Raw genomic sequence first — 16,748 nt, 5'->3', positions numbered from 1 at the left:
GCTCTTTCAAATTTATCTTGTTAATACTCCAAGTCCCTCTAAAACATAATTAAAATAGGTGATCTTATCATATTGGATTCTCGCTTCAACAACCATACCATTGCCCAGATTCACCTTATCACCTGATTTACTTATTAGATAAGTATAATCTGGTTCTATTTTAATTTTAAAATAAGTACTTGAACTACCATCCGAACTACTACTCTCAGTCGTTGACAAATCACTGTCTATCTGTGTTACCTTACCTGAAATTGTTCCATAAACACTCTGAGTCAACCCTGATACTGCAAGGTCTGTCGTATCTCCTACCTTGAGTCTTGCGGCATCATCTGCAGATACGTTCGCTTGTATGATATATTCGTCATTTTCGGATGAAATACTGGCTAATGCTTGGGTCGCCTGTACCACCATGCCTTCTTTATAATCACTTAGCATATGTATAGTGCCTGTTGTATTGGCTTTGATGCTGTATTGCTCCTGACCTGTTAAAATGGCATCTAATTGCGCTATAATGGAATCTAATTGTGCCTGACTCTGTAGAATGGAATCTTCAGCCGATTTAATAGCTGAATAATATATTTCTGTGATTTTATTTTGATTTTTCACAAGCTCTGCTTCGATTTGTTCGTCCGAATACCCATAATTTTTGTAGGTAGCTGCATCCACTTCGTTTTGCTTTACCTGACTTTTATAAGTCTCATACTGGCTGTAATACAGACTGTCTTCTATATTAGATTGATCAAAATAATTAGTGTCATCTTTAATGGCTTTTACTAACTTTTGATATTGTGCAACCTGAGTTTCATAGATTGCCTTTTGTCCCTCTAGCTGTTCGCCTTGCAAATCCAAGTCCCCGCTCTTAATTTCAAATAAAATATCGCCTTCTTCAACATTCATACCTTCGCTGATATTAATACTAACAATTTCACCTGTATAGGGTGCCATAGCGTAATTTTTATTCGTACTTTGCACGACTCCGCTCGATTTAATGATATATATCTTTGGAGTCTTGACGCTCCATATGGTTACTGCCACTAATAATATGGTTATGGTTAGGATTATCATGTAACCAAAGGGCGGTATTGTTTTATCATAGAGCAATCGGCTGTCCTTTAACTGCTCCATGGTTTTAATTTGTTTCGTCATTATCGGCTCTCTCCATGAATATATCTGCTATTATTTGATCATCTTGTTGGTCAACAAATATAGTATAGCTATTCCCTTTTAGTGGAATATCTTCTTCAAAGGCAGTCAAGTTAATTTTGTCGTAGGCAAATTTTATTTTACTCTCTTCTCCTATAAATCTTACATATAGACAATTTACGACACGTAGAACAGATTTCAATTTATATGGAGGTTCTACTGTATTTATAAAATTTTTGGACTGTCGTAATATACTAATTTTTGCTTCAATCTTGCCTTTTTCATTTACAGAGCCGTTAACATATTGAATTAATGGTCCTATTGATACAGATCCTTTTGTTCGAATATAGTTTTCCATTTTTATAACTTCATTTTCATAATTTTCTATATCACATTTCTCTAGTTCTTTTTCTAATACATTTATCAATTTTAATGTTTTGCTATGATTAACTTGTAATTTTCTCTTCATATTTTCCCTCTCTAAAATTAAGTACAAATCTTTTTACTTTAAGAAAATATTTATACATATTATTGCAAAAATCACTGTACCTAACACTATGGAACTATACACATAGATTTTATTTCTTGTTGAAATAGATTTCTCATTTATATTTTTTTTATCTATAAAAATCGATACTATCAACGCACCCACACATAAAACCAAAAGACTAACGCAAAGTAAAACATATACTGTAAGATTAAAATTCAACATTTTATACAATTTATAAAGTAAATAGACCCATAGAGGTGCTAATAATGCTATTACGTCACTAACTTTTTTTACTACTTTAATTCTCATATACTTATCTCCTTCATTCTAGTAGATTTATAGTTACCACGTTAATATTTTACATGGTAACTATAATTTTTTTAAGCACTTATAGATGTATAAATTGAAAAACTACCAAATCCATAACATGTATAACTATAATTTTTTCCTGCTGCTGCATAACCTGCCGCTATACCTGCTAAAACACCTTCCATTTCAGTAGCTGCCAACAAGCCAGCTGAACCTAAGCAATTAAAAAACGCCAATACTCCTGTACACGCTGTTGCTGCCAATGCCTCAAATGAAGTTACTGTTAATTTTCCTAATCCAACAGCTGCTGCTGCTACAAAAGATGCAATACTAATTCTATCTTCTGCAGTTTTTGTTTTTCCTTTCATTCCCCCATCTACATAAGTCATCTCCTCATCATCCATCATTGCACAACCCATTGGCATTACCAATGCTCCATCGTAAGTCATTTTCATTCTCATTTCCTCCTATTTTTCTTCATTATTTTTTTTAGTAATTGTTTGCAACCAATTACAATTTATTTAAACATTAATGCTTAAAACACTTCTATTAGATAATACTTGTCTCATATTCATCTGAAAATCTCTTATTCTCAAATTACAAAATCCCCTTGTTGTATCTGTTTTTCATTAATATTTTTATATGGCTGTTTAAAAATAAATATAGTAAAATACTAACTACTGTGCTCATCGTAAAAGCCTCGTCCGTTACCAGAGCCTTACAAAGCTTATTACTACTATGAAACTTTCCCACTCCAATAGTTATTCCAAATGACACTGAAATTTTTTTTGTGAGATTACTACTTGGTAATTTCAATAAAATATCCGATATATAATTCTTCAAAAATAAAAAGAGAAATATAACAAATTTTTGCATCAATAGAATCTCTGTATAATTAATAGCAAAGTTAATAGTTGGAACAACCGAAGCTGCCGTTTCACAGAATGTTAATGGTTTGTTTTAATACATCTAATTCAAACTTTGAAAACATATTACATATAGGAAGCATCAAAAAGAATAACAAAAGACACCTCATTCTAATATCGTTTTTAAATAATGTTGTTTAGCATGCTTCCCGATCTACTTATTTTTGTAATTACTTGTAGCAAATTTTGCTAAAGGACTATTAGGTGGTAATGAAATATGAGTAAATAAAATAACCACAATTCCACAAAATATCTTTCCTTTTAAACCCAGAATCCCAAAGTCATTACATTTAAATAGTATTGATAATAATCCAATGCCCAAAAACAACGTTCCAATGAAAATATACATATACTCCACTTTCCATGTATTTTCGGTAAAAAATTCTAATATATGCATTTTATTATATGATAAAACCGCTATGGAACAAGCAATAAAAATAATGTCAATAATAAGTATATTATATACTCCAATCATAAATGTCAAAAAAATCGCATCCACAAATATGCTTAAAAATCTCGAAGATAATGTACCATTAATATCTACACATTCAGACATATTTCTTATACCTGTTTTTATTTGTATGGACATCCAAAATAACATAAAAATTCCTGCTGATACAACATAACTAACCCATTCTTCTATTTTTATGATATTTCTTAAAAAAAAAGATAAAATCAATATAATGCTAATTTGTACTATCAAAATTTTAATATATTTACTCATATTTCACTCCAAATCACCTAAATACTAAATAGGTTTTTTCAAAACTAAAATGGACAGTTAAATTTCCCATCAATTTTTCCATCGTTACAATCCGCAAGTAACCCAATTATTCCACCAAAACTAGTACATTGACAAATCAAAGATAAAACTGTATTATTTACTGCCGTAACTCCTAGTCCTAGAATAAATGATACAACAGCAGATGAAAATACATTTTTTAAGGCCTGTTCTAATTCTTTATTTGCAAGTGTAAGTGCTATTTTTTTCATTACCGATGCACCAGCCAAACCAACAATTGCCGATGCATTTATACCAGCAACCGAAGCAGCTACATCTACTGGTATTGAGATCCAGTTTGTAGATCTAGATTTTCCCCCATCTACATAAGTCATCTCTTCCTGATCCATTATTGCACAACCCATTGGCATTACCAATGCTCCATCGTAAGTCATTTTCATTCTCATTTCCTCCTTATTATTTCCTTTTTTCTTTGTAACTGTTTGCAATTAATTTTCATTTATTTAAACATTAATGCTTAATAAATATTAGGTGTAGCTTAGCTCATTTTCATCATAGTTCGGTTCAGGTTCTTTGATAATTTCTGTTTCTTCTTTCTCTCTTATCACAAAATTCCCTTGTTGCATATCCCAAAGCCTATAGTACTGTCCTTGTCTCTCCAGTAATTCCTCATGTGTTCCCTGCTCCACTACCTCTCCCTTATCAATTACAAGGATTTCATCACAGTTTTTTACCGTTGCTAATCGATGTGCGATAATTAACATCGATTTATTTCTGAATTTATTGTAAATCATATCAAAGATAATATTTTCTGTAGCAAAGTCCAGATTACTAGTACTTTCATCCAATATGTAGAATTCGTTCTTTTTTAAGAAAGCTCTAGCCAATGCAATTCTTTGCTTTTCTCCACCACTGAGACCATTTCCTGCTTCTTCCAGATAAGTATAATACTGCATGGGAAGCTTTTTAATAAAATCATGGGCATCTGCCGCCTTGGCTGCTTCTTTGACTTCATCCAGTGTAGAATTTATCTTACTGACTCTGATATTGTCATAGATGCTTTTTGAAAATAATTCAATTGATTGAGGTACGTAAGAAATGGCTTTTCTCAGTGAGGTATTGCTATATTCATTAATATCTACACCATCGATTAAGATTTCTCCATTTTCTGGCTCATAGTATTTTAATAGCAATTTTGCTATGGTAGACTTACCACTTCCACTTGCGCCAACTAATGCCACCTTCTTTCCTTTTGATATTGTAAAGCTAATATCCTTTAGCACAGGCTTTCGATTCCCATACCGAAAGGTTACATTTTTCACTTCAATATCTCCATCTACTTTTTCAATATCTTGATAAGTGTTTCGATTTTCCGTTTCCTGTTCTTCTTCATAATCTAAGATTTCCGTCATTCGTCTCATGGAAATATTCGCTTCTTGAATCTGTAATTGAAGTCCAACCAGCCTTGATACTGGATCCATGAAATAGCCTGACAAAGTCATAAATGCCATCATTGCACCCAATGTGGTATGATTGTTAATGACCTGCATAATACCAAAATACATCAGTATTAAATTTCCTACTTGTGAGATCAGTCCTGAAATAGAACTTTGAATATTAGAAAGCATCCCCTCATTTAATGCAATTCTTAATGATTTGATATACTCCCTCTCAATTCCCTCAAGTTCTGTTTCCTCATTTGCATTTCCTTTTACCGTTTCCACGGCACGAAGTCCTTCAATTATCTGCGAATTCAGTATAGATGCCTGTTGCATCTGTTCTTCATTGATTTTTTTATAAGGTTGTTTAAAAATAAATACTAATAATATACTAATGATTGTCATAAATACGATAATAACAAACAATTGGGTATTCATCCGAAATAAGATTACTCCAGTCACTAACGCCATTGCAATATCCATAATTAATGTAAGTGCAATATTCGTAAAAATATCTTTAATCGTAAACGCGTCTGAAAATCTGGTGATAATATCGCCTGTTTTTCTTGTAGCAAAAAACTTCATTGGCAATTTATAAATATGCTCAAAATATCCTAACATTAATGGGATATCAATTTTTTGTGATAAATAAATCATCATCCACTGTCTAACAAACCCTATCACTACCTGTGTAACCGCTAGCAGTGCAAATACAATCAGCACCATAACTAGTGTATTTTTTAGCTTATAGGGTAGAATCTCATCCATTAATATTTTATTAAACAGAGAGGATACAATTCCCAATCCAGTTAGTAAAACAGAAGCCAAAATAGAATAAATAAACAACTTCTTTTGCGGCAACAATAATTTAACATATCGATTCAACAGTTTCTCATTCTTTTCTTTCCCTGCAACAAACTGCTGATTCGGCTTTAATATCAGCATAGCACCTGTGAAATTTTTATAGAACTCATCAATTTCTATTCGTATTAAATCCTTTGCTGGATCACCAAGAACCACATGCTTATCTGTTATCTTAAAGATTACTACAAAGTGGCTTAAACCTTCCTTTGTAACGATATTTGCAATGGCCGGAAGTGTATACTTACTTAAGAAACCCTCTCTATCCACTCGAACTGCCTGTGAAGTAAATCCTAATTCATCGGCACATTTGCTAAGCCCAATCAAATTTGTTCCCTTTAAATCCGTTCCCATCATGTCTCTGAGTCTTGTAATCGTTGTTTCTTTTCGATAATTCAGACATATCATTGCAAGACATGCGGCTGCACAATCGGTGGTATCTTGCTGTTTTACATAAGTATATCTCATGTTAACTCCTTAGTTTATCCATGTATATTGTCTAATTGTTTAAACGTTTATCCTTATAGTTTAAGTAAAAATCACAAACTTGTCAACAATACAGCGTATAATTTTATACGTTACCACAACAAGGTCTTTCCTATGAAACAAAAAAGAACTCTTGCTCCATAGCTCGCTTTGCTATGGAGCAAAAGCTCCTGATTCAGTTCGTTATTTATTGTAACCTAGTCTCTTCACTGTTCTAAATCCTTAGTCAATGGTAATGTCCCGCTTATAACCGTATCATTTGAAAGTATTACAATCCCATCTTCTTCTATATTGGAATAATCATTCTCTTGATTATATTCTGACCAATCTGAATTTGCGATTCTAAACTTGCATACAAGTGACTTTCCTGGTTCCAAAGATTTCTTTAGTTGGTCAAAGGAAAGTTCCAAATAAGTATCTGCATTTTCCTTTGCTGGATCAAGATTTACAAATTTTCCTGAAAGATACTCTGTAACCGTTTCATACCAAGGTAACGCAGGATAGGAAATTCCAGCATCATCACAATAAAATACTTGTTTTACATTTGCCTCTTTGGTATAGTAATAGCGAATTTTTACTGTACTTAAATCAACGCTTTGTTCTCCTGTATTATTAAGGCTAAATTTCTTTGTAATTGTATTACTACTTTGATTTTCAGATTTATCCATTACAAGAGATAAATTGATCTCATCACTCACCGTGGAAGAAAGTTTAAGTTTAATTTTAACCGGTTTCCCTTGCTTGATTTCCCCATTTGCTAAAGTTGCCTGAGCAGTTAATGTTACATCCATCACACTATCTTGGATATCAGAAATATCAGTTGGCAATGTATACACGGCATTGCAGACATCTGCATCAGCTTCTCCTATCTTATCGCCATTTGCAAATAGTTCAATTTTAGTAATGTCTTTGCTGATTCCGGTACTTTCAGCGGTAACCTCTAAGAAAGCATCTTCATTTGTCATATCAACTAATGTTCCCTCAAGTGGTGTTGTAATGGCTATGATAGCATCTTCTATGTCTTCACCTGCCTCTGGTTCTTGTCCGTAAACAAGTTGATCATCCAAATAAAGCGGTATATAATCTGTCATTTCTGACTCTTTGGTTAATGTTTGTCTGCTCCAATCGTTCGTAGGATCCCAATTTACTTGATAGGATGCATCTTGTACTGGCACAAGTCCGATTTGAATTTCTCTACTTCCATGAAACGAAATACCGGACCAATCCAAATCTACATAATAAATTCCATCTTCTTCATTCCAAGCATACGGTCCTTCTATATTCACACCGATTCCATCTTGTGTTAATGCTTGATCATAAAATACTGGAATGGTTAAATCTTGTATGGTTTGTCCTTTTTTAAGCATCTCTGAAATATCAAAGAAATATCTTGCTTTTAACGTATCTACTCTTTTAGGAGGACAACTCGTATCATTCGTAACTTTTATCGTTAATTGGGTTCGTTCTGTGTTTTCTTGTTCAATTTTTGCTTCAACAAAATAAGGTGTTTCATCTTCTTGATACAAAGGAAGTGTTGCATCTGGTTCCTGACCCTCTCCATAGATTGAATAAAGTGCTGCCAAAGCTCCCACAAATCCAGCATTGTAATCAATTGCTACCTCATTATAAACATAATCGGTCACTTCATCTGCATGATAATCCTCTTTGTCTGGACCACCAACTAAAGCTCCCCAAAGAACATGTTTTTCTGTTTCAGGTTCAAGCATACTATTTGTTAGAGAACCATGCGCAGCTCTGTGATGCGGATTTTTTGCTGAATTATCGGCATATCCAACTTCATAGCAACGATTCATCGGGTTATCACCAAGCAGATAATCCATTTGCCCTTTACACCACTCTACAAAATCCTGATTCGGTTTGTATTGATTGTAAACCAGTGCACATAGCTGAGCTGCCGTATTATAGCGTGCAGATCCCCATGTATTTAGTACGCGATATCCGCTTGGATTTGCCGCTAAGAAATTTGTATCATTGGTTTCTTCATGAGCTGTTCCTGACCAATACTCCAGATTCCATCTAAAGAAGTACCAATGTTCCGGATTGTTTGTGATTGGAGCAAGCTTAGCAAATACTCCACCCCATACAGTATCCCAAGAATGTACCCATATATTTTGCCATGTACTGTCTGTTGTACTAATTATTTTTTGCATATAGCCTGTATATTTTCCGTTAGAATCAACCGAAATAATATCATCAATATAAGAGTCCTCTCCGGTTGCTATCTTTAACCATACACCAGCCCAAGACATTTCATCCTCATCATAACTTGAATTATAAAAACCGCCTGAGAAACCAGTACCTCTATTTTCTTTAGCAAAGTCATATAGCGCTTTAGCCGTATCTAAACAAGTATCTGCATAGGCTGGATCGGTTTCTTTAAAATTCAAATAATTAATTGCCAGAGAGGCGGCAGCTCCAGCACACTGATCACTTGCCGGTGTTTCCGAACTAGCAAACCACGCTGGTCTGCTTGTTGTTTGCAGTTCCGGTGATCCCCAATAAGTATGATCCGTTGTTCCATCACCTACCTGATAAGCAAATGCAACTACTTTCCCCTCTGCATCCCGAAAGGTGCATCGGATAAAATAATCATTAAACCATCTTAAAATCTCCTCAATGTGCTCTTGCTCGCCTACTTTGACATAGGCATCTCGAAATTCATAAAACCCCCAGCCTAACGTAGAACCAGAATAACTTTGGGGCAATCCAAATTTTACATGATCTCCCGCATCGTGAAATCCACCACTTAAATTAACGCATCCATCTCCATCTGGATCTAATGCTTCTATATTTTCTTCAATAAAATTTTCTGATAAATTTGTGCCCTTTCCATCTTTTTCAACAGGTGTTAATGGAATGGATTGATCTTCCAAATGACAATCCCCACGCCATGAAAGTGCACCATCGTTTACTCCAGGGCCACACTTATTTGCATCATAGAAATACATCGATAATTGAAAGGCTTTTGCGTAATTAAAAGTTTCTTCATCTGATACATCATCTGTTGCTTCCGTAGCTGCTTGTAGCTGTGTAGTAAAACCCATATTAAACGTCAGTGATAAAGCAAGTGCACAAATTATACTTTTTTTTAATTTCTTATATTTCATAGAATCCCCTTTTCCCTCTTTTGTAACTAAAGCTTTTAGAATAATATCTTAATTTTACGGTTCAGTACCAAGTATCAATTGTCCATCGTAATAGATCGTAATATGTTCATCCTTTTGATAAGAATAATCATTTAATTGGTCATATAAGCTCCAGTCGTTTTTGTATGTTCTCGTTCCAATGGATAACGTTGCGCCCTCCATTAATTTATCTGTGGAATTAAATTTAATTTCTAAATAGTTATTGGCACCGCTATCTTCTTTATCGATCGATACATACTCTCCTGTCACTTTTCCAGTATAAGAAACATACCATGGATCTTTGTTTGCAATTAGTGCTGCACTATCGCAATAAAATGTCTCAGGGGATATTCCCTCTTTTGTATAATAATAACGTAACATTAACTTTGATAAATCAAGGTCTTCTCCACCGACGTGATTGATTTGAAATGAATTTGTAATTGTATTGGTAGAGTTTTCTAAATTACCAGTATTTTTGATTGTAAGTGTTACGTCAGTTGGCTCTTCTGGTGTTGGATCTTCGTGTGATTCCTGTTCACTTTTTTCAAAATCTGGAAGTTCATCTAACGTAATTACTGCGTCGCTATTATAAACTTTGTTGACCATAGTACTTTCTGTATAGGTATCTCCTACCTGCCCAGTGGAGTTCAAAAGAAAATCACCATACCATACTGCAAAATACAACCAATAAGTATTATCCCTTACCATCATATCTGGATCCATCATTACGCCATTTTCGCTAAGTGCAGCCATCTTAGTCCCATCAGAGTAATTGACTGTTTTCATGAATTGGTCAGGTAAGACGCTATAGGATTGTTTTTCTGCATAGATATCTGTTCCTACAATGTCACAATATTCATCTCCCGGATACCAATCTTGATCTTGTCCGTTCCATATCCAAATTAAATTGTTTAATTTATGATAGTTCGTCTGACGTTCAAACATTAATTTGTATAGCCACTTGTAAGAATCTGGACCCTGGGCACCCCACCAAAACCATCCGCCACTTGCTTCATGAAGAGGTCGCCATAGTACGGTCACATCTGCTTGTTGTAACTTGTCCAAATAACCTGAAATGACATCAATATCTCGAACTAGTAAATAGCACTCCTCTGAAATCGTTCCTTCCTGATATAAGGACTTAATTTCTTCTAAGGACATCTGACTAATATCAAGATCCGTTACAGCCTTTGATAAATCGAATGTAGTTTCTTTGGTATAGAATGCAGCACCTCCTTTTGGTGCATGCCAATGCCATTGAAACGTAGTAATTCCTCCCATTTTGTCCCATTCCAGTGCCAGATTCACTTCCTCAGAAGACTGATATTCACTGGCAGGATCACAGAAGATAAAATCCAGCATACGTATTGCAGGATATTTCCCTGTTAATTGATGAATTGCTTCAATCTCAGTACTTTTATTAAGTGTACAAGATTGTCCTGACAAGGTTTTTTTGCCATATATACTTTTTAAATACTCCATAATCTCTACGGTTCTTTTGTTCGAATTTTCATTCACTAAAGTAGATGTAGCAGAGGAATATACAGAATCATCTGTACCTGAGCCTTCTTCTACTATAATATAGTCTAGATCAAACCAGCCCCATGACTCCCCTATCGAAATAGTCGCGGTTCCCTCATCAAGCCAAATGCTTTCCATTGTTGTATCATGCCAAGCACCATCGCTATCGCTATAAATTGTACCAATCTGTTTTCCATCAATCAGTAGGTAATTCTCTTTATAACTGTCAGAAGCTGCCCTTACAACGAATGTATAATGCCCTGATTTAGGAATATCAAGCTCATAAGACCATGAATTTCCGTCATTTTGTGTAAAACCAGTAGCATAACCCGTTCCGCTGTAGCCAGCTCTTTGAGTAGCCGTCGTCACATCACCTGACATATTGGCATCTTCTGCTTCAATGTGATATAGAGAATTTTCATCTGCTTGTTTTGTGGTTGATTGAACCGCATTATTTTGAATCTCCCCTGGCGTTTCTGCTTCGGCATTAACACTAATTGGCATTCCTGCCATAGAAGCAGTTAATGCAAAAACAACTGCATTTTGTAAATATTTTCTCATTATTTACTTTCCCCCATTCTTAATTGTACAATGCAATAGCAAAAGGCATTGCCTCTTGTGTAAAATTAATAATAATATAATTTTCTTTAATTGTCAATAAATATAGGTATTATTTTTATTTTATCTGTCTTTTAATAATATTTTATTAATTATATATATTTATTTAAATATTGCATATATATTCTGTTATATGTATAACAGGAAAGTACTCTAGTCAATATCAAGGTCTTTGCTATAAAGCAAAATAACGGACAAGTCCGCATCAGCTCCCTATTCCCTACTCATGAGGGACTTGACCGCTTTGCCGCGCCGAATGCTGTCACGCAGTGACATTTCCTCTTGCATTCGTGCGCATTGTGTTTTTATTTCATAAGAATCAAAGCTTTTTAACGTTACCAACAAGGTCTTTCTTATGAAATGCAAAAAGCTTTTGCTCCATAGCACACTTTGCTATGGAGCAAAAGCTCCTTTTTCAATACTTTCACAAATACTAAACGATATCTTTTCTTATATTCCGTCTGTAGTAAATATAAATTTAACACTGCTTGATGTATTCTCTTTTACATCAGAGAAAATTTTATAGTTGTCTCCTGCGTCTTTTACAGCATTAATCCTATCTTTTAATGGCTTGATATCTCCATCAAATGCATCTGACAATTTATTGATTCCTTCATCATCAAATTTGGTCATACCATCCTTTAAGTCTGTAACGCCGTCTTTTAATTTCGTAACTCCATTATCTAATTCCACTCCTCCATCCTTTAACTTAGATACACCATCTGTATATGCTATGCCACCATCATATAAGGTTGCTGTTCCGGAAGCTAATTTACCGGTTGCCGCATCAATCTTACTTACTCCTGAATTTAATTCGGATGCACCACCATATAGTGAGCTGGTTCCGCTCTTTAATTTTGCTCCACCCTCTGAAAGACTATCAAGTGCTGTCTGTAATGATTGTGTTCCGGCATATAATTGATCGATTCCTGTGGACAAACTATTGGCTCCTGTTAATAAATCTCCTGAACCACTTGCTAATGCTGCCACTCCGTCGGATAAACCAGAGCTTGCCATCTGACTTTGTATCTGTGACAATGCCGCCACTGCACCTTCTGCCTGCCCCTTCAAATTATAAGCATTCGTAATTCCTGCATCATACTGTGCTATACCTGCCTGTACCTGTGCCAGATTTTCCTCTAACGCTGAAGTGTCTCCACTGGCTGCTGCTGTTGCTTTAATTCCATCAATGAGCTGTGCCTCCTGTGTCTGTAAATCACTTTTTGCTGCTTCTGCTCCACTGATTCCTGCTTCTGCTTCTTGAATCTTTGCAGAATATTCTGCTATGGAAGCAGAAAGACTGTCCCCCATACTACTTACACCACTTTGTAGCTGACTTGCCCCGTTATTTAATGATTCAAGTCCTGCCGCAAGCTGACTTGAACCATCAACTGCCGCTGAGTAGCTAGATACTAAAGTATCAGCTCCTTCCTTTGTTTGATTTAAACCATCAACTAAGGTCTGCGTACTTTCATCAAGCTTCTTTGCTCCTGCCTCTAGATTATCACTTCCCTGGGCAAGCTTGTCGGTACCTTCATTTAATTCACTTGCACCATTTGCTAAAGTACTCATACCGTCAACCAATTCTCCTGATTTTCCATCTAAGGTTTCAACTCCATCTCGTAATGTAGTTGTACCGTCCTTTAAGGTTGTAACTCCATCGGCTAAATCAGAAGTTCCATCTACCAATTTCTTTGATGCATCCGTTAAATCTTTCATCGAATCCTCTAGCTCATCAAAATCTTCTACTCCGTTAATGTCAAAATCCGAAAGAACATCTGCTGTTGCCACAGTTGCTGTCATAGCAAGTGAAAAATCAGTGACATCAGCACTAACCTCAAAATAATCAGGCATACTAAAATCAATATCTTTGTCCGCCAAATCTAAGCTTTCCTCAAGTCCAGGCATTGCATAGCCAACTACGATTTCATTTTTTCCATCCGAAATTATTTTACCGCTTGATACCTCTACATTAGAGAAATTCTCTGACGGTAAAATCATACCTGTTATCATAGTAAATGGTGTGTAAATATTTGCCTCTTCGTCACCAATCAAAACTTTATTAACTGAATTGTTTGTATAATCAAAGCGAATTTTTACTTTACCACTCTTTCCTGTCAAATCAGCCGGTGATATTTCCTGACCATCCAAATAATAGGTTGCTTTCATTGTAACAGGTAATTCCTTTGTAGTTTCACCTTGATAATAAATATCGTCTCCTGTGCTAGCCCATGTAATAGTCCCATCACTGTTTGTTGTATAGGTTTCATAGCCTTTCACATTTTCGATATTCGTAAGGTTTGTTACATCTGCAATTGCACCCTCTTTATTTGTATTTTTTAGCCAGTCACTTACAATTACACTTTTGGTATTTCCATTTGCATCGGAAGTTATATATACTGTTTCGCTTTTATCTGCATCTGCCTGTGTGGTTCCTGCAACCTTTTCCACAGTATTTACTACTGTATTATCTGCTTTGTCGGCCGCGCTTTCACTTGTTTTTGCATTTGCTTCTACTGCATCATTTTTTTCTTTTTCTTCATTTGATTTTGCTTTTGAAGCATTTACACTGATTAGACAGCTTGCTGCTGTAACTGTTATTGCCGTTGCTGCTACTGTTAATTTAACTACTTTTTTATTCATATTCATGTTGTTTTCCTCCCTTATTGATTCACTGCTATATCACTTGTGCCGTTGTCTTTTCTTTTAAATCCAATGCTTGTTGCACAGATTACTTTATCAAATATCATATACATTGTTGGCAGAATAAAGATAACCACAAACATACTTATAATTGCTCCTCGAGACATTAATGAACAAAGTGAACTAATCATGTCTATTGTAGAATATAATCCTACCCCAAAGGTTGCTGCAAAAAAGCTTAATGCACTGCCAATAACTGATTTAACCGATGTACTATGAGCAATTGTTACCGCCTCTTTTTTTGACTTTCCGCTTGCTCTTTCTTTTTGATATCTCGTCGTCATTAATATGGCATAATCGACGGTTGCTCCCAGCTGAATTGTTCCAATTACAACGGATGCGATAAATGGTAGTGTTGTATTGGTATAATATGGTATACCCATATTAATAAATATTGCAAATTCAATTACTGCTACTAATATAAAAGGCAATGATGCTGACTTGAATACAATTGCTATAATAAGAAAAATAGCTCCGATTGATACAACACTAACTGTCTTGAAATCTTTATCTGTAATAGTAATCAAATCCTTGGTACATGGTGCCTCACCAACTAGCATTCCACCTGAATCATAATTTTTAATAATGGTATTTAGCTCGGTACATTGATTATTCACTTCATCTGAAGCCACCTTATATTGTGAACTTACAAGCATAACTTGATAATTCTCATTTTTAAGTTCATCCTTTAAATCATCTGGTATCATGCTTTCCGGTATTGCAGGACCAAACAAGGATTCTGTACTGAGTACCCATTCTACTCCGTCTACCGCTTCCATTTCTTTGACCATCGCACGTATCTGCTTGGAATCTACTGAGCTGCTGATAAGAACCATATGTGTAGAATTCATACTATAATTTTCTTCCAGCTTTTTATTAGCTTTTACACTATCCAGTGTGTCTGGAAGCGTATCTGAAATGTTGTAATAAACCGGAGTTCTACTGTTTCCGTATGCTGCGGGTATCATAACAACCACAAAAATTAGTGCAAATAATTTGTAGTGCTTTATAACAAATTCAGAAAGTCCGTTAAATTCTGGAATTAACGCTTTATGTCTTGTTTTTTCAATTGCCTTGTCAAAAATAAGTATTAGTGAGGGTAAAAGCGTAACACAGGCAATAACTCCAAAAACGACTCCCTTTGCCATAACAAGACCAAGGTCTAAGCCTAAGGTAAAGCTCATGAAACACAATGCCAGGAAACCTGCTATTGTGGTTACAGAGCTGCCAACTACTGAAGAGATTGTACTTGATATTGCATGTGCCATAGCCCTATTTTTATCACCGTCAAATCGCTCCTGCTGCTCCTCATAGCTGTGCCACAAAAATATTGCATAGTCCATTGTTACTCCCAACTGCAATACTGCAACCAACGCTTGCGTAATATATGATATTTCTCCAAAAATCACATTACTACCTAAATTGTAAACAATTGACATTCCGATACTTAGCATGAACAGTACTGGAACCAAAAAGGAATCCATTGTTAATGAAAGAACAATACTGGAAAGCACGGCTGCTATTAAAACATAAATTGGCGTTTCCGTTTCCGATAAGAATTTCGTATCTGTTACAACTGGTGACATTCCACTTAAGTAGCTCTGATCATCCAAAATAGATCTAATATTCTCAATTGCTGCCATTGTTCCCTCTGCTGAAGTTGTACCATCGAATATAATCGCCATCAAAGTTGTATTTTCTGAATTAAATGCATCCTTTACCTTAGATGGCAAAATATTGATTGGAACTGAAATGTCAGATAAAGAGTCATACCATAGAACTTTTTCTACGTGCTCTACCTGTTCTACCTGCGCCTTAATTGCTGAGACTTCTTTCATATCCTTGTCTTCAACTATCAAAAAGGAAAAGGCACCGGTTCCAAATTCATCCACTAAGATATCCTGCCCTTTCATTGTTTCAATATCCTTTGGCAAGTATGAAAGCAAATCATAATTTATTCCTGTATTGATGTAACCAATTGCAGAAGGTATCAACAATAAAAGACTTATTACGAAAATTGGAATTCTAAACTTTACAACTTTTTTACCAAATCTAATCATATAACTCTCACTCCTCTTTTTTATGTAGAAAGAACGATAAACGAACTTTTCTATTGTTTAAATGACTATCGGTCATTTATTTCTTTATTACATTTATACTACCATAATGACCAATAGTCAATATAATTTTTTTTAATATTTCACTGAATCATCACTTTTTTACATATAAGATATATTTTTAAAAATTATCTATTGACTTTTGGTCATTTTTCTACCTATAATATAACTTATCGGAAGAAAAACAAGCACGAACAACGCGAGTATTTGTTTTTACCGATAAGTTAATGAGGAAATTTCATTTCCG

Annotated in this window: 11 protein-coding genes; all 11 read right to left on the bottom strand. The window is 34.9% G+C overall.

Annotated elements, in window-relative coordinates; translation table 11 throughout:
• Window positions 1-12 precede the first annotated feature (12 nt).
• Complete coding sequence (locus tag C8E03_RS06725; RefSeq protein ID WP_094379350.1) at window positions 13-1,146, bottom strand: HlyD family secretion protein; 1,134 nt, start codon at window positions 1,144-1,146, stop codon at window positions 13-15.
• Entirely contained in the window at window positions 1,130-1,612 is a 483-nt protein-coding gene (locus C8E03_RS06720) for a hypothetical protein (protein ID WP_094379352.1), read from the bottom strand. Before C8E03_RS06720 ends, C8E03_RS06725 begins: the two co-directional genes overlap by 17 nt.
• Before the next feature lie 33 nt (window positions 1,613-1,645).
• A complete protein-coding gene (locus C8E03_RS06715) occupies window positions 1,646-1,942 on the bottom strand; it encodes a hypothetical protein (protein ID WP_094379354.1) in 297 nt (98 codons plus the stop codon).
• Between the two features lie 71 nt (window positions 1,943-2,013).
• Window positions 2,014-2,397 (bottom strand): hypothetical protein, encoded by a 384-nt coding sequence (locus C8E03_RS06710; RefSeq protein WP_094379356.1) that lies wholly within the window; start codon window positions 2,395-2,397, stop codon window positions 2,014-2,016.
• Between the two features lie 625 nt (window positions 2,398-3,022).
• The gene (locus C8E03_RS06700; RefSeq protein ID WP_094379360.1) at window positions 3,023-3,592 is read right to left on the bottom strand and encodes a hypothetical protein; all 570 of its coding nucleotides are present in this window, start codon (window positions 3,590-3,592) and stop codon (window positions 3,023-3,025) included.
• Window positions 3,593-3,636: 44 nt separating this feature from the next.
• The gene (locus tag C8E03_RS06695) at window positions 3,637-4,050 is read right to left on the bottom strand and encodes a hypothetical protein (protein ID WP_110290592.1); all 414 of its coding nucleotides are present in this window, start codon (window positions 4,048-4,050) and stop codon (window positions 3,637-3,639) included.
• Between the two features lie 87 nt (window positions 4,051-4,137).
• Window positions 4,138-6,378 carry a peptidase domain-containing ABC transporter gene (locus C8E03_RS06690; protein WP_110290591.1) on the bottom strand — a complete coding sequence of 747 codons (2,241 nt, stop codon included), beginning with the start codon at window positions 6,376-6,378 and terminating at the stop codon, window positions 4,138-4,140.
• A gap of 224 nt (window positions 6,379-6,602) precedes the next feature.
• Window positions 6,603-9,524 carry a glycoside hydrolase family 9 protein gene (locus C8E03_RS06685; protein WP_110290590.1) on the bottom strand — a complete coding sequence of 974 codons (2,922 nt, stop codon included), beginning with the start codon at window positions 9,522-9,524 and terminating at the stop codon, window positions 6,603-6,605.
• Window positions 9,525-9,578: 54 nt separating this feature from the next.
• Window positions 9,579-11,624, bottom strand: a complete 2,046-nt coding sequence (locus tag C8E03_RS06680) for a glycosyl hydrolase (RefSeq protein WP_110290589.1) — start codon at window positions 11,622-11,624, stop codon at window positions 9,579-9,581.
• A gap of 507 nt (window positions 11,625-12,131) precedes the next feature.
• On the bottom strand, window positions 12,132-14,330 hold the full coding sequence (locus tag C8E03_RS06675) for a methyl-accepting chemotaxis protein (RefSeq protein ID WP_110290588.1): 2,199 nt from the start codon (window positions 14,328-14,330) through the stop codon (window positions 12,132-12,134).
• 14 nt (window positions 14,331-14,344) lie between these two features.
• The gene (locus C8E03_RS06670; RefSeq protein ID WP_094379372.1) at window positions 14,345-16,444 is read right to left on the bottom strand and encodes an efflux RND transporter permease subunit; all 2,100 of its coding nucleotides are present in this window, start codon (window positions 16,442-16,444) and stop codon (window positions 14,345-14,347) included.
• Window positions 16,445-16,748 lie beyond the last annotated feature (304 nt).

This window comes from Lachnotalea glycerini (assembly GCF_003201285.1).
Taxonomy (GTDB): domain Bacteria; phylum Bacillota; class Clostridia; order Lachnospirales; family Lachnospiraceae; genus Lachnotalea; species Lachnotalea glycerini.
The sequence above is the reverse complement of the archived record's forward strand: the minus strand, read 5'-3'. Positions and strand labels throughout refer to the sequence as shown.

Coding starts and splice junctions, on each gene's coding strand:
- C8E03_RS06725 (WP_094379350.1), bottom strand. CDS start 1,146: ATGACGAAACAAATTAAAACCATGGAGCAGTTAAAGGACAGCCGATTG.
- C8E03_RS06720 (WP_094379352.1), bottom strand. CDS start 1,612: ATGAAGAGAAAATTACAAGTTAATCATAGCAAAACATTAAAATTGATA.
- C8E03_RS06715 (WP_094379354.1), bottom strand. CDS start 1,942: ATGAGAATTAAAGTAGTAAAAAAAGTTAGTGACGTAATAGCATTATTA.
- C8E03_RS06710 (WP_094379356.1), bottom strand. CDS start 2,397: ATGAAAATGACTTACGATGGAGCATTGGTAATGCCAATGGGTTGTGCA.
- C8E03_RS06700 (WP_094379360.1), bottom strand. CDS start 3,592: ATGAGTAAATATATTAAAATTTTGATAGTACAAATTAGCATTATATTG.
- C8E03_RS06695 (WP_110290592.1), bottom strand. CDS start 4,050: ATGAAAATGACTTACGATGGAGCATTGGTAATGCCAATGGGTTGTGCA.
- C8E03_RS06690 (WP_110290591.1), bottom strand. CDS start 6,378: ATGAGATATACTTATGTAAAACAGCAAGATACCACCGATTGTGCAGCC.
- C8E03_RS06685 (WP_110290590.1), bottom strand. CDS start 9,524: ATGAAATATAAGAAATTAAAAAAAAGTATAATTTGTGCACTTGCTTTA.
- C8E03_RS06680 (WP_110290589.1), bottom strand. CDS start 11,624: ATGAGAAAATATTTACAAAATGCAGTTGTTTTTGCATTAACTGCTTCT.
- C8E03_RS06675 (WP_110290588.1), bottom strand. CDS start 14,330: ATGAATATGAATAAAAAAGTAGTTAAATTAACAGTAGCAGCAACGGCA.
- C8E03_RS06670 (WP_094379372.1), bottom strand. CDS start 16,444: ATGATTAGATTTGGTAAAAAAGTTGTAAAGTTTAGAATTCCAATTTTC.